Origin of the sequence: Intestinirhabdus alba (genome assembly GCF_009711095.1) — a bacterium.
Classification (GTDB): Bacteria; Pseudomonadota; Gammaproteobacteria; order Enterobacterales; family Enterobacteriaceae; genus Intestinirhabdus; species Intestinirhabdus alba.
Map to the genome: position 1 here is coordinate 71,143 of NZ_WMJZ01000006.1, position 22,237 is coordinate 93,379.

16 protein-coding genes are annotated in these 22,237 nt (G+C 58.9%); 10 read left to right on the top strand and 6 right to left on the bottom strand.

Features of this window, described 5'->3' with window-relative positions; all coding sequences use genetic code 11:
* Window positions 1-49: 49 nt before the first annotated feature.
* The 7 genes from GJV78_RS06200 (at window position 50) to der (ending at window position 8,435) form a co-directional block, all read left to right on the top strand.
* On the top strand, window positions 50-1,216 hold the full coding sequence (locus tag GJV78_RS06200) for a bifunctional tRNA (adenosine(37)-C2)-methyltransferase TrmG/ribosomal RNA large subunit methyltransferase RlmN (RefSeq protein ID WP_155107511.1): 1,167 nt from the start codon (window positions 50-52) through the stop codon (window positions 1,214-1,216).
* 285 nt (window positions 1,217-1,501) lie between these two features.
* Window positions 1,502-2,494, top strand: coding sequence for a cytoskeleton protein RodZ (gene rodZ, locus GJV78_RS06205; protein ID WP_155107512.1), 993 nt, complete (start codon window positions 1,502-1,504; stop codon window positions 2,492-2,494).
* A 26-nt stretch (window positions 2,495-2,520) separates the two neighbouring features.
* A complete protein-coding gene (ispG, locus tag GJV78_RS06210; protein ID WP_155107513.1) occupies window positions 2,521-3,636 on the top strand; it encodes a flavodoxin-dependent (E)-4-hydroxy-3-methylbut-2-enyl-diphosphate synthase in 1,116 nt (371 codons plus the stop codon).
* 110 nt (window positions 3,637-3,746) lie between these two features.
* Window positions 3,747-5,021 (top strand): histidine--tRNA ligase, encoded by a 1,275-nt coding sequence (gene hisS, locus GJV78_RS06215; protein WP_167519398.1) that lies wholly within the window; start codon window positions 3,747-3,749, stop codon window positions 5,019-5,021.
* Window positions 5,022-5,034: 13 nt separating this feature from the next.
* Window positions 5,035-5,655 carry a YfgM family protein gene (locus tag GJV78_RS06220; RefSeq protein ID WP_167519399.1) on the top strand — a complete coding sequence of 207 codons (621 nt, stop codon included), beginning with the start codon at window positions 5,035-5,037 and terminating at the stop codon, window positions 5,653-5,655.
* A gap of 10 nt (window positions 5,656-5,665) precedes the next feature.
* Window positions 5,666-6,844 (top strand): outer membrane protein assembly factor BamB, encoded by a 1,179-nt coding sequence (bamB, locus tag GJV78_RS06225; RefSeq protein WP_155107514.1) that lies wholly within the window; start codon window positions 5,666-5,668, stop codon window positions 6,842-6,844.
* Between the two features lie 118 nt (window positions 6,845-6,962).
* Entirely contained in the window at window positions 6,963-8,435 is a 1,473-nt protein-coding gene (der, locus tag GJV78_RS06230; RefSeq protein ID WP_155107602.1) for a ribosome biogenesis GTPase Der, read from the top strand.
* A 187-nt stretch (window positions 8,436-8,622) separates the two neighbouring features.
* Here der and xseA read toward each other — a convergent pair whose 3' ends face one another.
* Window positions 8,623-9,996 carry an exodeoxyribonuclease VII large subunit gene (gene xseA, locus GJV78_RS06235; RefSeq protein ID WP_155107515.1) on the bottom strand — a complete coding sequence of 458 codons (1,374 nt, stop codon included), beginning with the start codon at window positions 9,994-9,996 and terminating at the stop codon, window positions 8,623-8,625.
* 159 nt (window positions 9,997-10,155) lie between these two features.
* On the opposite strand from xseA, the gene guaB reads away from it, so the two are divergent.
* On the top strand, window positions 10,156-11,622 hold the full coding sequence (gene guaB, locus GJV78_RS06240) for an IMP dehydrogenase (RefSeq protein ID WP_155107516.1): 1,467 nt from the start codon (window positions 10,156-10,158) through the stop codon (window positions 11,620-11,622).
* Window positions 11,623-11,689: 67 nt separating this feature from the next.
* The gene (gene guaA / locus GJV78_RS06245) at window positions 11,690-13,267 is read left to right on the top strand and encodes a glutamine-hydrolyzing GMP synthase (RefSeq protein WP_155107517.1); all 1,578 of its coding nucleotides are present in this window, start codon (window positions 11,690-11,692) and stop codon (window positions 13,265-13,267) included.
* A 174-nt stretch (window positions 13,268-13,441) separates the two neighbouring features.
* Here guaA and GJV78_RS06250 read toward each other — a convergent pair whose 3' ends face one another.
* Window positions 13,442-13,633, bottom strand: coding sequence for a YfgG family protein (locus tag GJV78_RS06250; protein WP_167519400.1), 192 nt, complete (start codon window positions 13,631-13,633; stop codon window positions 13,442-13,444).
* A gap of 349 nt (window positions 13,634-13,982) precedes the next feature.
* On the opposite strand from GJV78_RS06250, the gene GJV78_RS06255 reads away from it, so the two are divergent.
* On the top strand, window positions 13,983-16,223 hold the full coding sequence (locus tag GJV78_RS06255) for a bifunctional diguanylate cyclase/phosphodiesterase (RefSeq protein WP_155107518.1): 2,241 nt from the start codon (window positions 13,983-13,985) through the stop codon (window positions 16,221-16,223).
* 6 nt (window positions 16,224-16,229) lie between these two features.
* Here the strand turns inward: GJV78_RS06255 and ppx are convergent, their stop codons facing one another.
* From ppx to purM, 4 genes are all read right to left on the bottom strand, one after another.
* Complete coding sequence (gene ppx / locus GJV78_RS06260; protein ID WP_155107519.1) at window positions 16,230-17,771, bottom strand: exopolyphosphatase; 1,542 nt, start codon at window positions 17,769-17,771, stop codon at window positions 16,230-16,232.
* A 208-nt stretch (window positions 17,772-17,979) separates the two neighbouring features.
* Entirely contained in the window at window positions 17,980-20,046 is a 2,067-nt protein-coding gene (ppk1, locus tag GJV78_RS06265) for a polyphosphate kinase 1 (RefSeq protein WP_155107520.1), read from the bottom strand.
* A 196-nt stretch (window positions 20,047-20,242) separates the two neighbouring features.
* On the bottom strand, window positions 20,243-20,881 hold the full coding sequence (gene purN, locus GJV78_RS06270; protein ID WP_167519414.1) for a phosphoribosylglycinamide formyltransferase: 639 nt from the start codon (window positions 20,879-20,881) through the stop codon (window positions 20,243-20,245).
* A complete protein-coding gene (purM, locus tag GJV78_RS06275; protein ID WP_167519401.1) occupies window positions 20,881-21,918 on the bottom strand; it encodes a phosphoribosylformylglycinamidine cyclo-ligase in 1,038 nt (345 codons plus the stop codon). Before purM ends, purN begins: the two co-directional genes overlap by 1 nt.
* Window positions 21,919-22,237: the final 319 nt, after the last annotated feature.

Consider the following 22,237-nt stretch of genomic DNA (forward strand, 5'->3'; position numbering starts at 1 on the left):
TTCAACCCTCCAGGGGCCATAACGTGTAATAACGAGGCCGGAATAAACTATGACTGAACAAACTGTCACGCCTGAAAGCATCACCCCGGTCGTTTCCGATAAAAACGAAAAAATTAACCTGCTGGATCTCAACCGCCAGCAGATGCGGGAGTTTTTTAAACAGCTCGGGGAAAAGCCCTTTCGCGCCGATCAGGTGATGAAGTGGATGTACCACTATTGCTGCGATAACTTTGATGAGATGACCGACATCAATAAGGTTCTGCGCGGCAAGCTGAAAGAGGTCGCGGAAATCCGCGCGCCGGAAGTGGTTGAAGAGCAGCGTTCTTCTGATGGCACCATCAAATGGGCGATTGCCGTCGGCGCTCAGCGCGTCGAAACGGTCTATATACCGGAAGACGATCGCGCCACGCTGTGCGTCTCCTCCCAGGTCGGCTGCGCGCTGGAGTGCAAGTTCTGCTCTACCGCCCAGCAGGGCTTTAACCGCAACCTGCGGGTATCGGAAATTATTGGCCAGGTGTGGCGCGCGGCAAAAATTGTCGGCGCGGCAAAGGTCACCGGCCAGCGCCCGATCACCAACGTGGTGATGATGGGGATGGGTGAGCCGCTGCTTAACCTGTCCAACGTCGTACCGGCAATGGAGATCATGCTGGATGACTTCGGCTTTGGCCTGTCGAAACGGCGCGTGACGCTCTCCACCTCCGGAGTGGTTCCGGCGCTGGATAAGCTGGGCGATATGATTGACGTGGCGCTGGCTATCTCTCTGCACGCGCCGAACGATGAGATTCGTAACGAAATCGTCCCCATCAATAATAAGTACAATATTGAAACCTTCCTTGGTTCGGTCCGCCGCTACCTGGAGAAGTCAAACGCCAATCAGGGGCGCGTGACGATTGAGTATGTCATGCTGGATCACGTCAACGACGGCACCGGGCACGCGCATGAGCTGGCGGCGCTGCTGAAGGATACGCCCTGCAAGATCAACCTGATCCCGTGGAACCCCTTCCCCGGCGCGCCGTACGGGCGTAGCTCCAACAGCCGGATCGATCGTTTTTCCAAGGTGCTGATGGGCTATGGCTTTACTACCATTGTGCGTAAAACGCGCGGTGACGATATTGATGCCGCCTGCGGGCAGCTGGCCGGCGACGTAATCGACCGGACGAAGCGCACCCTGCGTAAACGTATGCAGGGCGAGGCCATCGACGTTCGCAGCGTTTAAGACGACGGGCGCAGGAGGCTTTTCTCGCCCTGCGCCGTGTAGCAACCAGGCCGTTTCTGACTACGCGCGGTGGGACAAGAATATCGGTGCGTTTTTGTCGACTTTAGGGCAGTATGTAGCGGTGCGATAATCATTTAATTTTCGGCTGCAGGCCGTTTTGTCACGAGCAGCCTGACAGGCTTATACTGTCCGACTAAGGTTAACAGATCGGATGTTTCGCGGCGCGGGCGGGCACAACGGCTCGCCGACGTCTGAACCCTAATTTACTACCAGCAGCTGTAGCGAATGAATACTGAAGCCACTCACGACCCAAATGAAGCACTCTCCACCGGCGCGCGCCTGCGCATCGCCCGTGAACAACTCGGACTCAGCCAGCAGGCGGTCGCTGAACGACTCTGCCTGAAGGTTTCCACAGTACGCGATATTGAAGAGGACAAGGCTCCGGCCGATCTTGCTTCAACTTTCCTGCGTGGGTACATCCGCTCCTATGCGCGTCTGGTGCATATTCCTGAAAGCGATCTGCTGCCGGGGCTGGAAAAACAGGCTCCGCTTCGGATGTCGAAATCGACGCCGATGCAGAATTTCTCCCTGAACAAGCGGCGTAAAAAGCGCGACGGCTGGCTGATGACCTTCACCTGGCTGGTGCTGTTTGTGGTTATCGGCCTGACGGGGGCCTGGTGGTGGCAGAACCATAAGGCGCAGCAGGATGAAATTGCGACCATGGCCGATCGCACTTCCGCCGAGCTGAACGCCGGCGTCACCCGCGCTATTCCGCTGAACGCAGAGCCTGAGACACCGGCTCCGGCGGCAGCCTCCGGGCCTGAGGTGGACACCAGCGCCGCCGCTACGCCGACCCCGACCCCGACCCCGACGGTGACGCCGGCAGCGCCGGCCCCTGTCGCCGCGGTTGCGCCTGCCCGGAGCGACGTCGTGGCGATGGCTAACGCCCCTGCCGAAGCCCGCGACGCGGCGACGCAGCCGACCGAACAGGCCGGCGTGGCGTCATCTGCGGAGGATCGCAACGCGCTGACGATGAACTTCAGCGCCGACTGCTGGCTGGAGGTCACGGACGCTACGGGCCAGAAGCTGTTCAGCGGTATGCAGCGCAAAGGCGGAAGCTTAAACTTAACCGGCCAGGCACCCTACAAGCTTAAAATTGGTGCCCCGGCCGCGGTACAGATCCAGTATCAAGGAAAGCCTGTCGATCTGAGTCGTTTTATCAGAAACAGCCAGGTTGCGCGTCTGACCCTTAATGCCGAACAGACACCGGTGCAGTAACAGACGGGCAACGCGGGAGAATTTTCATGCATAACCAGGCTCTTATTCAACGTAGAAAATCAACGCGAATTTACGTTGGGAACGTGCCAGTTGGCGATGGTGCCCCCATCGCCGTACAGTCAATGACCAATACGCGAACCACGGACGTGGCGGCGACGGTCAGTCAAATCAAAGCGCTGGAGCGCGTTGGCGCAGATATTGTTCGCGTTTCGGTGCCGACGATGGACGCCGCCGAGGCGTTCAGGCTAATTAAACAGCAGGTCTCCGTTCCGCTGGTTGCGGATATCCACTTTGACTACCGCATCGCTCTGAAGGTGGCGGAATACGGCGTCGACTGCCTGCGCATCAATCCGGGCAATATTGGCAACGATGAGCGTATCCGTTCGGTGGTGGACTGCGCCCGGGATAAAAATATTCCTATCCGTATCGGCGTCAACGCCGGATCGCTGGAAAAAGATCTGCAGGAAAAATATGGCGAGCCGACGCCCCAGGCGCTGCTGGAGTCCGCCATGCGCCATGTCGATCACCTTGACAGGCTGAATTTTGACCAGTTTAAGGTGAGCGTAAAGGCTTCCGACGTTTTCCTCGCGGTGGAATCCTATCGCCTGCTGGCGAAGCAGATCGATCAGCCGCTGCATCTGGGCATTACCGAAGCGGGCGGCGCGCGCAGCGGGGCGGTGAAATCGGCCATCGGCCTCGGGCTGCTGCTTTCGGAAGGGATTGGCGACACGCTGCGCGTTTCGCTGGCGGCGGACCCGGTGGAAGAGATCAAGGTTGGCTTCGACATTCTGAAGTCCCTGCGCATCCGCTCCCGCGGGATCAACTTTATCGCCTGTCCCACCTGCTCGCGCCAGGAGTTTGACGTGATTGGCACGGTCAACGCCCTGGAGCAGCGGCTGGAAGATATCATTACGCCTATGGACGTTTCGATTATCGGCTGCGTGGTGAACGGGCCGGGGGAAGCGCTGGTTTCCACCCTCGGGGTGACCGGCGGCAACAAGAAAAGCGGCCTGTATGAGGACGGCGTGCGTAAGGACAGGCTCAGTAATGACGAGATGATCGACCAGCTTGAGGCCCGTATCCGCGCGAAGGCCAGTATGCTGGATGAGGCGCGCCGTATCGGCGTTCAGGTGGAAAAATAATAACGCGATGGGAAGCGGCGTGCTTCCCGTGTATGATTGAACCCGCATGGCTCCCGTCTCGTTCGGGGAAGCGCTGAGGGTTCATTTTTATATACAGAAAGAGAATAAACGTGGCAAAAAACATTCAAGCCATTCGCGGTATGAACGATTATCTGCCGGGCGAGACCGCCATCTGGCAGCGCATCGAAGGCACGCTCAAGAACGTGCTCGGCAGCTACGGTTACAGTGAAATCCGCCTGCCGATTGTAGAGCAGACCCCGCTGTTTAAGCGCGCAATCGGTGAAGTCACCGACGTGGTTGAAAAAGAGATGTACACCTTTGAGGACCGCAACGGCGACAGCCTGACCCTGCGTCCTGAAGGTACGGCGGGCTGCGTCCGCGCCGGCATCGAGCATGGTCTCCTGTACAATCAGGAACAGCGTCTGTGGTATATCGGGCCGATGTTCCGTCACGAGCGCCCGCAAAAAGGGCGCTATCGTCAGTTTCATCAGCTGGGCGTGGAGGTTTTCGGCCTGCAGGGGCCGGATATCGATGCGGAGCTGATCCTGCTGACCGCCCGCTGGTGGCGGGCGCTGGGCATTGCCGGGCACGTCAGCCTTGAGCTGAACTCCATCGGCTCGCCGGAAGCGCGCGCCCGCTACCGCGAGGCGCTGGTGGCCTTTCTTGAACAGCATAAAGAGAAGCTGGACGAAGACTGCCTGCGCCGCATGTACAGCAACCCGCTGCGGGTGCTGGATTCAAAAAATCCGGACGTGCAGGCGCTGCTGAACGACGCTCCTCAGCTTGGCGACTACCTGGACGATGACTCGCGCGAGCACTTTGCCGGGCTGTGCCAGCTGCTGGAGGCGGCGGGTATTGCCTATACCGTCAATCAGCGGCTGGTTCGCGGCCTCGACTACTACAACCGCACCGTTTTTGAATGGGTGACCCGCAGCCTTGGTGCCCAGGGCACCGTCTGCGCCGGCGGCCGCTACGACGGCCTGGTGGAGCAGCTTGGCGGTCGCCCGGCTCCGGGGGTAGGTTTTGCGATGGGGCTGGAGCGTCTTGTTTTGTTAATTCAGGCGGTTAATCCGGAATTTAAAGCCGATCCTGTTGTCGATATATACCTGGTCGCTTCAGGCGCGCAGACGCAGCCTGCGGCAATGATCCTGGCGGAGCGCCTGCGCGATGCGCTGCCCGGCGTGAAGCTGATGACCAACCACGGCGGCGGCAGCTTCAAGAAGCAGTTTGCCCGCGCCGACAAATGGGGTGCCCGCGTTGCGCTGGTGCTCGGTGAGTCCGAAGTGGCCGACGGTACGGTTGTCGTGAAGGATTTGCGCTCTGGTGAGCAAACGGTCGTCGCGCAGGACGGCGTAGCGGCGCACTTGCGCACTTTGATCTGCTAAGGAGAAGGATCGCGTGGAAGTTTACGAAAACGAAAATGACCAGGTTGAGGCGATTAAGCGTTTCTTTGCCGAAAACGGCAAGGCGCTGGCCGTTGGCGTAATTTTAGGGGTAGGCGCGCTGGTTGGCTGGCGCTACTGGACCGGCCATCAGGCCGAGACCGCGCGCGCTACCTCGCAGACGTATCAGAATACGCTGGCCGCGATAAGCGCGGACAAGCCGGAAAGCGTTACCGCGGCGGAAACCTTTGCCGCGGAGAATAAAAACGTTTACGGCGCGCTGGCTTCGCTGGAGCTGGCGCAGCAGTTTATCGAACTCAATGAGATTGACAAAGCCGCCGCTCAGCTGCAGCAGGGGCTGGCGGCCGCGAGCGATGAAAATCTTAAAGCCGTTATTACTCTGCGACTGGCCCGCGTTCAGGTACAGCTTAAGCAGGCCGACGCCGCGCTGAAATCTCTCGACGCCGTGAAGGGCGAAGGGTGGGCGGCGATCGTGGCTGACCTGCGCGGCGAAGCGCTGCTGAGCAAGGGCGATAAGCAAGGCGCGCGTAGCGCATGGGAAGCGGGCGTGAATACGAAAGCTTCACCCGCGCTGAGCGAAATGATGCAGATGAAAATCAACAACTTGTCCATCTGAGAGGGACCCGATGCAATTGCGTAAATTACTTCTGCCAGGGCTGCTTTCCGTTACGCTCTTGAGCGGCTGTTCACTTTTCAGCGGCGAAGAAGACGTCGTTAAGATGTCCCCGCTGCCGGAGGTGGAAAACCAGTTTACTCCGTCTACCGCCTGGAGCGCCTCCGTCGGTAACGGGATTGGCGAATTCTATTCTCATCTTCGCCCGGCGCTGGCGGACGGCGTCGTCTATGCCGCTGACCGGGCGGGCGTTGTTAAAGCGCTGGATGCCAGCGACGGCAAAGAGATCTGGTCAACCAACCTGGGTGAGAAGGGCGGCTGGTTCTCCCGCTCGCCCGCGCTGCTCTCCGGCGGCGTCACGGTGGCCGGCGGCCACGTCTATATCGGCAGTGAAAAAGCGCAGGTCTACGCGCTGAGTACCTCTGATGGCACCGTCGCCTGGCAAAGCCAGGTGGCCGGCGAGGCGCTCTCCCGCCCGGTGGTCAGCGACGGTATGGTCCTGATCCATACCAGCAACGGCCAGCTGCAGGCGCTGAACGAGGCGGACGGTGCCGTTAAATGGACCGTCAACCTGGATATGCCGACACTCTCTCTGCGCGGCGAGTCGGCTCCGGCGACCGCCTATGGCGCAGCAATCGTCGGCGGCGACAACGGTCGCGTCAGCGCCGTGCTGATGCAGCAGGGCCAGCTTATCTGGCAGCAGCGTATTTCCCAGGCCACCGGCTCGACGGAAATCGATCGTCTGAGCGACGTCGATACTACGCCGGTCGTGGTCAACGGTGTGGTTTACGCGCTGGCCTACAACGGCAATCTGACGGCGCTGGATCTGCGCAGCGGGCAGATTATGTGGAAGCGCGAGCTGGGTTCGGTAAACGACTTCATCATTGAGGGCAACCGCATCTACCTGGTTGACCAGAGCGATCGCGTTCTGGCATTGAACGTTGACGGCGGCGTAACCCTGTGGACCCAGAACGATCTGCTGCATCGCCAGCTGACCTCTCCGGCTCTGTATAACGGCAGCCTGGTAGTCGGCGACGCTGAAGGCTACCTGCACTGGCTGAACGTTGAGGACGGGCGCTTTGTGGCGCAGCAGAAGGTCGACAGCGCGGGCTTCCTGACCGATCCGGTGGTTGCCGACGGCAGGCTGCTTATCCAGGCCAAAGACGGCACGCTCTATTCCATTACGCGCTAATCGTCACGGTCGTTGGCATTAAGAAAACGGCTCCTGGTCCAGGGGCCGTTTTACTGTTTTTAACAGCGGCGCGATTTGTTGCCCGCTGTCTGATGATTGATTAAATGAGGCTTTGAACATGATACCTGTGGTCGCGCTTGTCGGGCGCCCTAACGTCGGAAAATCCACGCTGTTTAACCGTCTGACCCGCACCCGGGATGCGCTGGTTGCGGATTTCCCGGGTCTGACTCGCGACCGTAAGTACGGTCGTGCGGAGATTGAAGGCCGCGAGTTCATCTGCATTGATACCGGCGGTATCGACGGCACCGAAGAGGGCGTGGAAACCCGCATGGCCGAGCAGTCGCTGCTGGCGATTGAAGAGGCGGACGTGGTGCTGTTTATGGTTGACGCGCGCGCGGGGCTGATGCCGGCGGATGAGGCCATCGCGAAGCACCTGCGCTCCCGCGAAAAACCCACTTTCCTGGTGGCCAACAAAACCGACGGGCTTGACCCGGAGCAGGCCGTCGTTGAATTTTATTCGCTGGGGCTTGGGGAAATTCATCCTATCGCCGCCTCGCACGGCCGCGGCGTACTCAGCCTGCTGGAGCATGTGCTGCTGCCGTGGGTGGACGACGTCGCACCCCAGGAAGAGGTGGACGAAGAGGCGGAATACTGGGCGCAGCTTGCAGCCAAAGAGACCGGTGAACCGGAGCCTGAAGACGATTTTAATCCGCAAGATCTGCCGATTAAGCTGGCGATTGTCGGGCGGCCGAACGTTGGTAAGTCCACGCTAACCAACCGCATTCTTGGCGAAGAGCGGGTGGTGGTTTACGACATGCCGGGCACCACCCGCGACAGTATCTATATCCCGATGGAGCGCGACGGGCGCGAGTATGTGTTGATTGACACCGCCGGGGTGCGCAAGCGCGGGAAAATCACCGACGCGGTGGAAAAATTCTCGGTGATCAAAACCCTGCAGGCGATTGAAGACGCCAACGTCGTGCTGCTGGTGATCGACGCCCGCGAGGGGATTTCCGATCAGGATCTGTCGCTGCTGGGCTTTATCCTCAACAGCGGGCGCTCGCTGGTGATTGTGGTCAACAAGTGGGACGGCCTCTCCCAGGAGGTAAAAGAGCAGGTCAAGGAGACGCTGGATTTCCGTCTCGGCTTTATCGACTTTGCGCGGGTGCACTTTATTTCCGCGCTGCACGGCAGCGGCGTAGGTAATCTGTTTGAGTCGGTCCGCGAAGCCTATGACAGCGCGACCCGCCGGGTAAGCACCGCGCTGTTGACCCGCATCATGACCATGGCGACGGAAGATCACCAGCCGCCGCTGGTGCGCGGGCGTCGCGTGAAGCTGAAGTATGCGCACGCCGGCGGCTACAACCCGCCGATTGTGGTGATCCACGGCAACCAGGTGAAGGATCTGCCGGACTCCTACAAGCGCTATCTGATGAACTACTTCCGCAAGTCGCTGGAGGTGATGGGGTCACCCATCCGGATTCAGTTTAAAGAGGGGGAAAACCCCTATGCGAACAAACGCAATACGCTGACCCCAACCCAGATGCGCAAGCGCAAACGTCTGATTAAGCACATTAAGAAAAGTAAGTAATCACTCTGCGCCCCTCCAGCCGGAGGGGCCGTGCTCCCGTTTGCCCCATCGACTCCAGGCGGCGGTGAACCGCCCCTGCGCCGCCTGCGGCCGGATCGCGGTAAGCTCGTCGGAAAGGGGCCGCTCTCTGCGGGCAAGGGCAGGCCGCCGTCATGGGGATGCACCGCGCCGTCAGGGCGGCAGAAAATTAGCCGGCTTTTCTCGCCCGGTGCTTTTTCGCCGGACGAATATCGGTAATCTGGCTCTCTACCCAGCCGTCCTCCAGGCGCGTGGTTATGGTTTCACCCGTCTTCACCTGCTTCACCTTTTTCAGCACGTTGCCATCGGCCGCCGTCGAGATGCTGTAGCCGCGCGCCAGGGTGGAGAGGGGGCTGACCGCCTCAAGGTGCGTGACGGCGTTGCCGAAACGTTCCCGCGAGGTGCCCAGCCGCGCGCGCAGGTTTTCCGCCAGACGAAACTCAAGCTGCTGGATGCGGCCGGCGGCGCGGTGAATGCGCGGCTGCGGACTGTGCTGATTCAGCCGCTGGCGCAGGCGGCGCTGCTGCTGGCCGGCGAGCCTGAGCTGGCCGTCAATGGCGACGGTCATTCGCTGCTGCAGGCGCTCAAGAGCCGTCTGCTGACGGGCCAGCTGCAGCTGAGGATGCTGCTGCTGCAGCTGATGGGCAAGCCGGGTGAAGCGGCGGCTGCGGTTAGCGAGAAAATAGTCCATCGCCATGCCCAGGCGCTGGCGGGCGGAGTGAATCTGGCGCAGCAGCTCCTGCTGGTTGCGGCTCACTATCTCCGCGGCGGCAGAGGGCGTTGGTGCCCGCAGATCGGCGGTAAAATCGGCGATGGTTACATCGGTTTCATGACCAACGGCGCTCACCACCGGAATGCGGCTGGCGAAAATCGCCCTCGCCACCCGCTCGTCGTTGAAGCTCCATAAATCCTCCAGGGAACCGCCGCCGCGCCCTACGATTAGCACGTCGCACTCGTTACGCCTGTTCGCCAGGGCGATGGCGCGCACGATCTGCCCCGGTGCATCCTCGCCCTGAACCGCCGTTGGGTAGATAATGACCGGCAGGGAGGGATCGCGGCGCTTCAGCACCTGGAGAATATCGTGCAGCGCGGCACCGCTTTTTGAGGTGATCACCCCGACGCGGCGCGCGGGAGAGGGGAGCGGTTTTTTCCGCTGCGGATCGAACAGCCCTTCCGCGTGAAGCCTTGCTTTCAACTGCTCATACTGCTGCTGGAGCAGGCCAACTCCAGCCGGCTGCATACTTTCGACAATAATCTGGTAGTCGCCGCGCGGCTCGTAAAGGGTGATGCTGGCGCGCACCAGCACCTGCTGCCCGTGCTGCGGGCGGAAGGTGACCCGGCGGTTGCTGTTGCGAAACATTGCGCAGCGCACCTGGGCGCTGTCGTCCTTCAGGGTGAAGTACCAGTGGCCGGAGGAGGGCTGGGAGAAATTTGAGAGCTCGCCGGCGATCCAGACCTGGCCCATTTCCCGCTCCAGCAGCAGGCGAACCGTCTGGTTGAGGCGGCTGACGGTAAAAACAGCGGCGGTCTGAGCGGATAACATGTGAGCGGGATCAAATTCTAAATCAGCGGGTTATTCAATCGATAGTAACCCGGCTACGGGGGAGCGCAAGTTTTTTTACAAAAAGGTGTGGATGCAATCGGTTACGCTCTGTATAATGCCACGGCAATATTTATCCACCCCTGGTCAGAGATATTGCCCATGCTACGTATCGCTAAAGAAGCCTTGACGTTTGACGACGTCCTCCTCGTTCCCGCTCATTCCACCGTTTTGCCGAATACCGCCGATCTCAGCACCTGGTTGACGAAAACCATTCGCCTGAACATTCCTATGCTTTCCGCAGCGATGGATACCGTGACGGAAGCGCGCCTCGCCATTGCGCTGGCGCAGGAAGGCGGCATCGGGTTTATCCACAAAAACATGTCCATTGAGCGCCAGGCGGAAGAGGTCCAGCGTGTGAAGAAGCACGAGTCCGGCGTGGTCACCGATCCGCAGACCGTTCTGCCGACCACCACCCTGCGCGAAGTGAAGGCGCTGACCGAGCGTAACGGCTTTGCCGGCTATCCGGTCGTCACCGAAGAGAACGAGCTGGTGGGCATCATTACCGGCCGCGACGTGCGCTTTGTCACCGATCTGAACCAGCCGGTCAGCGTCTACATGACCCCGAAGGAGCGCCTGGTCACCGTGCGTGAAGGCGAGGCCCGCGAGGTGGTGTTTGCCAGAATGCATGAAAAGCGCGTTGAAAAAGCGCTGGTGGTTGACGACAGCTTCCATCTGCTCGGTATGATCACCGTGAAAGATTTCCAGAAAGCGGAGCGTAAGCCGAACGCCTGTAAAGACGAGCACGGTCGCCTGCGCGTTGGCGCGGCGGTTGGCGCGGGTGCCGGTAACGAAGAGCGCGTTGACGCGCTGGTTGCCGCGGGCGTTGACGTACTGCTGATCGACTCCTCCCACGGCCATTCCGAAGGCGTCCTGCAGCGCATTCGCGAAACCCGCGCAAAATATCCGGACCTGCAGATTATCGGCGGCAACGTGGCGACCGGCGCGGGTGCCCGCGCCCTGGCTGAAGCTGGCGTCAGCGCGGTGAAAGTGGGTATTGGTCCTGGCTCTATCTGCACCACCCGTATCGTGACCGGCGTGGGCGTACCGCAGATCACCGCGGTTTCCGACGCCGTTGCGGCGCTGGAAGGCACCGGCATTCCGGTTATCGCCGACGGCGGCATCCGCTTCTCCGGCGATATCGCCAAGGCGATTGCCGCAGGCGCGAGCGCGGTGATGGTTGGCTCCATGCTGGCCGGGACCGAAGAATCCCCGGGCGAGATTGAACTCTTCCAGGGGCGCTCCTACAAGTCTTACCGCGGTATGGGCTCGCTGGGCGCGATGTCCAAAGGCTCTTCCGACCGCTACTTCCAGAGCGATAACGCCGCCGATAAGCTGGTGCCGGAAGGCATTGAAGGCCGCGTGGCCTATAAGGGCCGCCTGAAAGAGATCGTCCATCAGCAGATGGGCGGCCTGCGCTCCTGTATGGGCCTGACCGGCTGTGGTACTATCGACGACCTGCGTACTAAGGCGGAATTCGTGCGTATCAGCGGCGCGGGCATTCAGGAGAGCCACGTTCACGACGTGACCATCACCAAAGAGTCCCCGAATTACCGTCTGGGTTCCTGATTTATTCGCCCGACCCCGCGTCGGGCGATTTGTTTACTCTGTTTCACTTGCCTCGGAATTAGCGTCAATGACGGAAAACATTCATAAACATCGCATTCTTATTCTCGACTTTGGCTCTCAGTATACGCAGCTGGTCGCGCGTCGCGTGCGCGAGCTGGGCGTCTACTGCGAGCTGTGGGCATGGGATGTCACGGAAGCACAGATCCGCGAATTCAACCCCAGCGGCATTATTCTTTCCGGCGGCCCGGAAAGCACCACCGAAGACAACAGCCCGCGGGCCCCGCAGTACGTGTTTGAGGCCGGTGTGCCGGTGTTCGGCGTCTGCTACGGTATGCAGACTATGGCGATGCAGCTGGGCGGCCACGTGGAGTCCTCCAGCGAACGCGAATTTGGCTATGCGCAGGTCGAGGTGCTCACCGACAGCGCGCTGGTTCGCGGCATTGAAGACGCCCTGACCGCCGACGGCAAACCGCTGCTCGACGTATGGATGAGCCACGGCGATAAGGTGACGGCCATTCCGTCCGACTTCGTGACCGTCGCCAGCACCGAAACCTGCCCGTTCGCCATTATGGCTAACGAAGAAAAACGCTTTTACGGGGTGCAGTTCCATCCGGAAGTGACCCACACCCGCCAGGGGATGCGCATACTGGAGCGTTTCGTTCGCGAAATCTGCGGCTGTGAAGCGCTGTGGACCCCGGCGAAAATCATCGACGACGCGGTGGCGCGCATCCGCCGGCAGGTGGGCGACGATAAGGTTATTCTCGGCCTCTCCGGCGGCGTGGACTCCTCGGTTACCGCCATGCTGCTGCACCGCGCAATCGGTAAGAACCTGACCTGCGTCTTCGTTGATAACGGCCTGCTGCGCCTGAACGAAGCGGAGCAGGTGATGGATATGTTCGGCGATCGCTTCGGTCTGAATATCATCCACGTTCCGGCGGAAGATCGCTTTCTTACCGCGCTGGCGGACGAAAACGATCCGGAAGCAAAGCGTAAAATCATCGGCCGCGTCTTCGTGGAGGTGTTTGATGAAGAGGCGCTGAAGCTGCAGGACGTGAAGTGGCTGGCGCAGGGCACCATCTATCCTGATGTTATTGAATCCGCCGCTTCCGCTACCGGCAAAGCCCACGTCATCAAATCTCACCACAACGTCGGCGGCCTGCCGAAAGAGATGAAGATGGGGCTGGTGGAGCCGCTGAAGGAGCTGTTTAAAGACGAAGTGCGCAAGATCGGTCTTGAGCTGGGCCTGCCGTACGATATGCTGTATCGTCACCCGTTCCCGGGGCCGGGCCTCGGCGTGCGCGTGCTGGGCGAAGTGAAAAAAGAGTACTGCGACCTGCTGCGTCGCGCGGACGCGATCTTCATCGAAGAGCTGCGTAAAGCCGATCTGTACGATAAGGTCAGCCAGGCGTTCACCGTGTTCCTGCCGGTGCGCTCCGTTGGCGTTATGGGCGATGGCCGTAAGTACGACTGGGTTGTCTCACTGCGCGCGGTGGAAACCATCGACTTTATGACCGCCCACTGGGCGCACCTGCCGTACGATTTCCTCGGCCGCGTGTCCAACCGCATCATCAACGAGGTCAACGGCATTTCCCGCGTTGTTTATGATATCAGCGGCAAACCGCCGGCCACCATCGAGTGGGAATGATCGCATTACCTCGTCTGCCGGTACATCGCAGGTAATATAAAACTCACCCTCTGTTTCGACAGAGGGTTTTTTATGGGGAAGCGAACCGCGTCTGCCCGGGTGAACAACGCTTTTCTGCCACAGAGAAAGGTGTTGGTCCGGAAACGGACTAAAAGGGGCATGAAAACGGCTGGCTTAGCGCTGCGCAGGTGCGCCAGTGGAAAGACTGGAGCGTTGAGCTTCTTTTTTGTCCTGATGATGCTGCCAGGCGCTGACAGAGGAGTAGACGAAGCGTCCAAAAAATAAGAAAAAGCTGATTAGCAGTACGATACGGGTCATTCGACCGTTAAATCGATGTCGTTTTCGCATACTGTGTGCCTGACTCACAAAAGGTTCCTTAAAGTGTGCCCTTCGGGCGGGCGTTAGTCACATTAAGGCATACTCTGACAAGGGGGTCAATGCTGCCAGCGTAAACCTGTGTAGAGAGAAAGTAATACGAAAGGATTATGAAATTTAACTGTTGTATTCGTATTAATGATAAGGTAATGATAACACAGAGAAATAAAATGCTTAATTATAAATCAGGATAGAATTATTTGATGTACATCAATTGTTGTTGGTGGATAATTATTAAACTTTACGCATTGTATAATATTTTGTTTACGTTTCGTTATGCTTTCAGGTGGAATCCCTGTCTGAATCGCCCCTCGGGAATCGTGGGGACTGCTGAACATCTATGAAACTACTTCAATTTTATACAGCAATCAGAGATAAATGGTGGGGGTTACCCCTGTTTTTGCCCTCTCTGCTGCTGCCCATATTCGATCGCGTTAATACCTACGCGCACGTCAGCGCCGGCGACGTCATTCTTTTTTATCTGCCGCTGGCGCTAATGGTTGCAATGATGATCTTTTTTAGCTGGGCGGCGCTGCCCGGCATTGCGCTGGGGATTTTTCTGCGCAAATTTCCTCAGGTGGGATTGTTTGAAACGTTAGCAATAATCCTGCAGTTTATTATCACCGTGGTGCTTAGTTGGGGCGGCCACCGGCTGTTTGTTCCGCGGCGTAATAATATTGCGCACGGCGATTTCAGCACCATGTTTTCCCGCCTTTTCTGGCAGGTGTTTTGCCCGGCGACCATAGGCCTGGTGCTATTCCAGTTTTCGGCGTTCGTGGGGTTATACGGCAGCAGGCTGAGCATGGTGGGAGTGATGCCCTTCAATATCAGTACGCTGATTAATTATCAGGCGCTGCTGGTGGGAAATCTGGTTGGCGTCCCGCTGTTTTATCTTATTATTCGCCTTATCCGCAATCCGCTATATATTCGCAGTTACGTTTCCAAATTAAAGCTGCAGATTGACTCCAAGGTCACAAAGAAAGAAATTTTCTTTTGGGCGCTTATTCTGCTCATATTGATGGCGCTACTGTGCGTGCCGCTGAATATTAACAGCTCAATATTTAACACCAACTATACGCTGTCGTTATTATTACCGGTGATGCTATGGGGAGCGATGCGCTATGGCTATAAGCTTGTCTCGCTGATATGGGCAATTGTCTTAATCATTATTATCCACAATTATCAGAATTATATGCCCTATTACTCCGGGTATGACACGCAGTTAACCATCACCTCTTCCAGCTATCTGGTTTTCACCTTTATTGTTTATTACCTTGCCGTACTGGCGACGCGGCAGCGCACGGTGGTCAGACGCGCGCGCCGTCTTTTATACGTCGATCCGCTGGTTCATCTGCCGAATGTGCGGGCGCTTAATCGGGATCTGAAGCAGGCCCAGTGGTCGGCGCTCTGCTTTCTGCGCGTCCCCGGCATCGACCAGCTGGTTAAAAAATATGGCATTATGCTGCGTATCCACTATAAGCAGAAGCTCTCCCACTGGCTGAAGCCGTTGCTCGCCCCGGGCGAGCATGTTTATCATCTTTCGGGTAACGATCTCCTGCTGCGGCTCAATCCGGAGCTGCACCAGCAGCATATTGAAGCGCTGGATAACCATATCAAGCAGTTTCACTTTATCTGGGACGGGATGCCCCTGCGGCTGCAGGTTGGCGTGGGTTACTGTTACGTCCGTTCGCCGGTTAACCATATCTGGCTGCTGCTGGGCGAACTGAGCACCGTTGCTGAGCTCTCTATCGCCACCAACGAGCCGGAGAGCCTCCAGCGGCGCGGGGCGGCCTACCTGCAGCGCGATCTGAAAGACAAGGTGGCGACAATGAACCGCCTGCAGCAGGCGCTGGAACACGGCCACTTTAGCCTGATGGCACAGCCCATCGCCGGCGTCCGCGGCGACGTCTATCACGAGGTGCTGCTACGGATGCGGGACGAGAACGAAGGGACGATCGATCCGGAGGTTTTTCTGCCCGTGGCGCACGAATTCGGCCTCGCTTCCAGTATCGATCTGTGGGTGATTGAGCATACCCTGCAGTTTATGGCGCAAAACCGTGAAAAAATGCCGGCCCGCCGCTTCGCCATTAACCTGTCGCCGACGTCGATCTGTCGCGCAAGACTGCCAAAAGAGGTGAGCCAGCTGCTGAGTAAGTATCAGATCGAGGCCTGGCAGCTCATATTCGAAGTCACCGAAAGCAGCGCCCTGACGAATATCGAACAGGCCCTGCTGACCCTTGGGCAACTGCAGCAGCTGGGCTGTCAGATAGCGATAGATGATTTTGGCACCGGCTATGCCAGCTATGCGCGGTTGAGAAACGTCAACGCCGACATTCTGAAGATTGACGGCAGCTTTATTCGCAATATTGTCTCCAATAGCCTCGACTACCAGATCGTCGCCTCGATTTGCCATCTGGCGCGCATGAAAAAGATGCTGGTGGTGGCGGAGTATGTTGAAAGCGAAGAGATTCGCAGCGCGGTGGCCTCGCTGGGGATTGACTATATGCAGGGCAAGCTGATCGGCGAGGCCCGGCCCTTGACGGCGACCCTGGAGGATCAGGTGCCGGTTGCCGGCACCTGACGATCCCTACGCGGCGATATCGGGCGAGCGCGCCTCTTCGATTTTCAGACGCCAGCCGGCTACCGCCTCCCAGTACTGCTGCTCTTTTTCCAGATCGAGCAGCACCAGCGCGTTCTGGCTGAACCAGTCGTGGGGGAAGCGCAGCGTCCAGTGGTTGTCATCGGTAATCAGGATCAGCGACGGCGGCGTGGTCGTTGCCTGGCGCTGATTATTGAGCAGTACGCCGAGCCGCAGCAGCTGGATCAGCGGCAGGTACTGCTTCTTCTTAAACAGCGTGAAGCGGGGCAGCTCGTCGAGCTTCATCGCTTTACGGTGATGGCGAACCAGCGTTGCCATCAGCGTCTGCTGCTCCTGATTGAAACCCGGCAGATCGCTGTGCTGCAGTATGTAGGCGGAGTGGCGGTGCAGGCCGCTATGGTTGATGTTCAGCCCCACCTCGTGCAGCATAGCCGCCCATCTTAGCAGCGCCTCCAACTGCGGATTCGCCAGCTTCGGCTGCTGCGCCCGCCACTGATCGTACATCAGCATGGTGGTTTCCAGCACCCGCCTCGCCTGATCGCTGTCGATATTATACTGGCTTGCCAGGCTGCTGGCGGTGCGGCTGCGGACGTCCTGATGGCGGAAGCGGCCCTCCATTTCATACAGTACTCCTTCGCGCAGGGCACCGTCAGAGAGGCGCAGCTCGCGCACCGCCAGCGCGTCGAAGACGCCGCAGAGGATGGCCAGCCCGGGTACGAAGACCGCCTTACGCTCCTCGGAAAGCCCCGGCAGGCTCAGCGCGCTGAAGCTGCGATATTTCAGAACTTCCGCCACCAGTTTATCCAGTCGTTCCGGGGTGATAATGCCGTCCTTCTCGCCCATTGCCAGCAGCGCCTCGTGGGCGGCTTTGATGGTGCCGGAGGCCCCCATCGCCACGTTCCATCCCTGAATGCGAAACTGCCAGGCCAGGGTTTCAAGCTTCTGGGCCGCCGCCATGCGGGCGCGGGCGAAGTTTTCCCGGCTGATGGCTCCGCCGGGAAAGTAGATCTGAGCAAAGCTGACGCAGCCCATGCGGCGGCTCTCTACCAGCTTTGGCTCAAAGTTTTCCCCGATCACCAGCTCCGTAGAGCCGCCGCCAATATCGATTACCAGCTTGCGCTCTTTCTCCGGCTGGGTGTGCTCGACGCCCATAAAAATCAGCCGCGCCTCCTCGTTGCCGGAAATGATCTCAATGGGGTAGGGGATGACCTTCTCCGCGCGCTTAAGGAAGTCGGCGGCGTTCAGCGCCTGGCGCAGGGCGTGGGTGCCCACGATACAGACGCTGGAGGGGGCAAATCCCTGCAGACGTTCGGCGAACAGCGACAGGCAGCTCAGGCCGCGCGCCATCGCCTCTTCGCTAAGCATATTATCCTCACCAAGCCCGTCCGCCAGGCGTACGCGCTGCTTCAGGCGGCCGATAATCTGCATAGCGCCATCCACCACCCGGGCAATAACCATGTGAAAGCTGTTCGAGCCGAGGTCGACCGCCGCAAACTCCTGCGGGCGTGGGAATTTGTCATGTATTGGCATAGGGTTTATCCGTCATACTTCAGGTTGCCTGTACTCAGGCTACGAATTATTCGGCTCATCCTTGCGCCACGCTCCCTGTGGAGCCGCTGCCTCCGGCAGCGTTGTGGTCCAGCCCGGCCGACGCTTTCGATCTTCATCAGGGCGCTCCCGCCCTGCGTCTGGCCGTTTAAATTATCCTGCGTCGTTGCCGTCCCGGCAGCGTCCCTGGCTATTCCGGCTGCTCAAGGGACTTGATGTAGTCGTAAATGGCCAGCTGTGCCTGGACCTTGCGGCGGTTGCCGCGCGGCACATAGCGATTGCTCAGTTCTTTATCGATATAGCGGGCCTTCACCGTATCGCTGAACAAAATATCGATAATGTCCAGCACGCGCTGCTTAAGGCGCGGGTCGAGCAGGGGGGTGGCAACCTCAATCCGATAGTCGATATTGCGCGTCATCCAGTCGGCAGAGGAGAGATAAACCTGTTTATCGCCGCCGTTGTCAAAAATGTAAACCCGATCGTGCTCCAGATAGCGGTCCACGATGCCGATCGCCCGGATATTATCGCTGATGCCGGGCAGGTTGGGTATCAGCGAGCACATGCCGCGAATCAGCAGATTAACCGGGACGCCCGAGCTGGAGGCGGCGTAGAGCCGGTCCACCAGCCCTTTATCCACCAGGTTGTTCAGCTTCAGCGTAATGCCGGATGATAGCCCCTGCTGCGCGTTGGCGATTTCGCGGTCGATCATTTCATACAGCAGGCGACGGGAGTTTTGTGGGGAGACCAGCAGGTAATCGAAGGTCACCGGGCGGTACGGATTTTCGATAAAGTTGAATACCCGGCGGACCTCGTTGGTGATCCGCGCGTCGGCGGTAAGCAGGGAGTAGTCGGTGTAGAGACGCGCCGTTTTTTCGTTAAAGTTGCCGGTGCCGATGTGGGCGTAGCGCACCACCTCATCGCCCTCTTTGCGGGAGATCAAAAACAGCTTGGCGTGAATTTTCAGCCCCGGTGCTGAGAAGATAACGTGTACGCCCGCTTCCGTCAGGCGTCTGGCCCAGTGAATGTTGGCCTCTTCGTCAAAGCGCGCCTGCAGCTCTACCACCACGGTGACCTTCTTGGCGTTGTGGGCGGCGTGGATCATCGCGTCGATAATCCGCGAATCTTTCGCCACCCGGTAAATATTGATTTTGATCGCCAGCACGCTCGGATCAAACGACGCCTGGCGCAGCAGCTCCAGCACGTGCTCGAAGGTGTGATAAGGGTAGTAGAGCAGCACGTCGCGTTCGCGAATCGCGTCAAAGCCGTTACGGAACTTTTCTTTATCGAACCAGATATGGCGCAGCCGCGGCAGCGGCTTGTTCACCAGATTCACCTTGCCGACGCTGGGGAAGTTAATAAAGTCTTTGAAGTTGTGATAGCGGCCGCCGGGCACAATCGAGTCGTAGCGTGAAATGGTCAGCTTGTCGCGCAGCACCTCCACCAGCGCGTTGGGCATGTCACGCTGGTAGACAAAGCGTACCGGCTCGGCGGTCAGGCGCTGCTTCAGGCTGGAGGACATCAGCTCCATCAGGCTGGACTCCATCTCGTGCACCAGATCGTACTCGGCGTCGCGGGTCATTTTCATCGAATAGGCGTTCAGCGCGTCGTAGTCAAAGAAGCCCTTAAAGATGTCGTCGAGGCAGTAGCGCAGGATGTTATCCAGCAGGATCATCGGTTTGCGGCGGCGAGGCGCTTCCGGCGGCAGGTTGACGAAACGCGGCACCTTGTCGGAGGGGATTTCCAGCAGCGCATAGCGGATGTTATCGCCATGAATAATCTCCACCGCCAGGTAGGTGTAATCATCCTTCAGAAACTGCACCAGGTCGGTTTCGCGATTAATTAAGATTGGCGTAATGTGCTGACGCAGATAGTGTTTAAAGTAGTGGCGCAGCCAGCTTTGCTGGTTGACCGAAAGCTGGCGCTCGTTTATCAGGAAAATCTGATTACGCGCCATCTCCAGCAGCAGCTCGTTGTAGAGGCTGTCGAACTCCTGGTCCGCCTTCAGCACGCGGGACTGGATTTTGCCCAGCAGGTGGCGGGAATGGGAGTTGGAGCCCTGCTCTTCGCTAATAATGATGCGGCGCTTCAGTTCGGCAAAGCGAACCTTATAGAACTCATCAAGATTGTTAGAATAGATGCCCAGAAAGCGCATCCGCTCAATTAGCGGGTTGGCTTTATCCGCCGCCTCCTGGAGCACACGTTCGTTAAACGCCAACCAGCTTAGCTCTTTCTCGATATATAGCTTTTCCTGACCCATTACCACTTATACTCCGTTTTATTCACGGGACACTGCCTGGTTATTATGGCGAGCATTGCGCTCTGATGTCCAACTGTGCCAGAAAAGTAAGCGGATAAACCCTCTTTTAGCGATGAAAATGGCACGCTTTGCCGGGGAATGGAACGATGGCGGGCCTGAGTGATGCCGTATCCCTCCGGCGGGATACGGCCGGGGATTATTCGTCGGCGGCGTAGCCCGCGGCCGGCAGACGGTGCCCGTCCAGCCAGGCGGCCCCGTCGTGCATTTTCAGCCGGCCGTCGGCGAACCAGCTGACCACCAGCGGGTAGATGGCATGTTCCTGCGTCTGCACGCGGGCGGCTATTTCGTCCTCATCGTCACCCGCAAAAACCGGCACCCTGGCCTGTAAAATCACCGGGCCGCCGTCCAGCTCGTCGGTAACAAAGTGCACCGAGGTGCCGTGCTCCTCGTCGCCGTTCGTCAGCGCCTGACGATGGGTATGCAGCCCCGGATACTTCGGCAGCAGAGAGGGGTGAATATTAAGCAGACGCCCGGCATAGCGGGCGACGAACGCCGGGGTCAGTATGCGCATAAAGCCCGCCAGCACCACCAGGTCCGGCGCGAAAGCGTCGATCTGCTGAATCAGCTCGCGATCGAAGGCTTCGCGGCTGGCGAAGCGGTCCGCCGTCAGCGTGTGAGCCGGAATACCCGCTTCGCGGGCGCGCTCAAGGCCGAAAGCATCGGCCCGGTTGCTGAAAACCGCCCTGATGATACCGTTGATTTTATGCGCTTTACAGGCGTTAATCAGCGCCTGTAAATTGCTTCCGTTGCCGGAAATCAGCACCACAATGTTTATCATGCGATAACCACACGCTGTTCGGCGTCAGAAGCCTTAATCATACCGATTCGCCAGGCGTTTTCACCCCGGGCGTTCAGCAGGGCGAGGGCGGCTTCCGCTGCTGATTCCGGCAGGGCGACGATCATACCGACGCCGCAGTTAAAGGTGCGGTACATCTCATGGCGGCTGACGTTGCCGGCGTTTTGCAGCCAACTGAAGACGGTCGGCCACTGCCAGGAGGATTCGTCGATGATCGCCTGGGTATTATCCGGCAGCACGCGCGGAATGTTTTCCCAGAAGCCACCGCCGGTCAGGTGGGCGATGGCGTGTACTTCTGTTTTTTCGATCAGTTCCAGAATCGACTTCACGTAGATGCGGGTCGGGGCGAGCAGGCGATCGGCCAGCGATTGACCTTCCAGAACGGTGGTTTCCGGATCGCAGCCGCTGACCTCAATGATTTTGCGCACCAGCGAGTAGCCGTTGGAGTGCGGGCCGCTGGAGCCGAGCGCAATCAGCACGTCGCCGTCGGCCACCTTCGAGCCGTCGATAATGGCCGATTTCTCCACGACCCCCACGCAGAAGCCTGCCACGTCGTAATCTTCTCCGTGGTACATTCCCGGCATTTCCGCCGTTTCACCGCCAACCAGCGCGCAGCCGGACTGCAGGCAGCCCTCCGCGATGCCGCTAATGACGCTGGAAGCAGTGTCAACGTCCAGCTTGCCGGTGGCGTAATAGTCCAGGAAAAAGAGCGGCTCAGCCCCCTGAACCACCAGATCGTTAACGCACATCGCCACCAGGTCGATACCGATGGTGTCGTGGCGCTTCAGATCCATCGCCAGGCGCAGCTTGGTGCCGACGCCGTCAGTGCCGGAAACCAGCACCGGTTCACGATATTTTTGCGGCAGCGCGCACAGCGCACCGAAGCCGCCCAGGCCGCCCATCACCTCCGGACGGCGCGTTTTCTTCACTACGCCTTTGATGCGATCGACCAGAGCATTACCCGCGTCAATATCAACACCGGCATCTTTGTAGCTAAGAGAGGTTTTATCGGTCACTGCCTGGGTCCCCAACAGAGTTAAAATCGGCGCAATTCTAACAGGGAAAGCAAACGTTTGCGAGCCTGCCGTGCGCCCGCCGCGATGCGGTAAAAATTGTCTGCTCTGCCGGACCTCGCGGCAGCGGGTGGGGCGGTAAAATGTGCGATCCGCTGGCGAAATAGCGCCAACAAATGGTCCGGCTGAAAAGGGCGCGCCAGCCGCGCGTTGGGGGCGATACGCCCGCTGCGGGCCTGTTTTATACCCGATCCGCAGGCGTAAAGGCGTTTGCTTGATCCATATCAACCATACTTTGTGTTGCGGCCCGGAGGAAAAGCGG

Bases quoted from the DNA above. Each gene is read 5' to 3' on its own strand.
- GJV78_RS06200 (WP_155107511.1), top strand. From the start codon at position 50: ATGACTGAACAAACTGTCACGCCTGAAAGCATCACCCCGGTCGTTTCC.
- rodZ (WP_155107512.1), top strand. From the start codon at position 1,502: ATGAATACTGAAGCCACTCACGACCCAAATGAAGCACTCTCCACCGGC.
- ispG (WP_155107513.1), top strand. From the start codon at position 2,521: ATGCATAACCAGGCTCTTATTCAACGTAGAAAATCAACGCGAATTTAC.
- bamB (WP_155107514.1), top strand. From the start codon at position 5,666: ATGCAATTGCGTAAATTACTTCTGCCAGGGCTGCTTTCCGTTACGCTC.
- der (WP_155107602.1), top strand. From the start codon at position 6,963: ATGATACCTGTGGTCGCGCTTGTCGGGCGCCCTAACGTCGGAAAATCC.
- xseA (WP_155107515.1), bottom strand. From the start codon at position 9,996: ATGTTATCCGCTCAGACCGCCGCTGTTTTTACCGTCAGCCGCCTCAAC.
- guaB (WP_155107516.1), top strand. From the start codon at position 10,156: ATGCTACGTATCGCTAAAGAAGCCTTGACGTTTGACGACGTCCTCCTC.
- guaA (WP_155107517.1), top strand. From the start codon at position 11,690: ATGACGGAAAACATTCATAAACATCGCATTCTTATTCTCGACTTTGGC.
- GJV78_RS06255 (WP_155107518.1), top strand. From the start codon at position 13,983: ATGAAACTACTTCAATTTTATACAGCAATCAGAGATAAATGGTGGGGG.
- ppx (WP_155107519.1), bottom strand. From the start codon at position 17,771: ATGCCAATACATGACAAATTCCCACGCCCGCAGGAGTTTGCGGCGGTC.
- ppk1 (WP_155107520.1), bottom strand. From the start codon at position 20,046: ATGGGTCAGGAAAAGCTATATATCGAGAAAGAGCTAAGCTGGTTGGCG.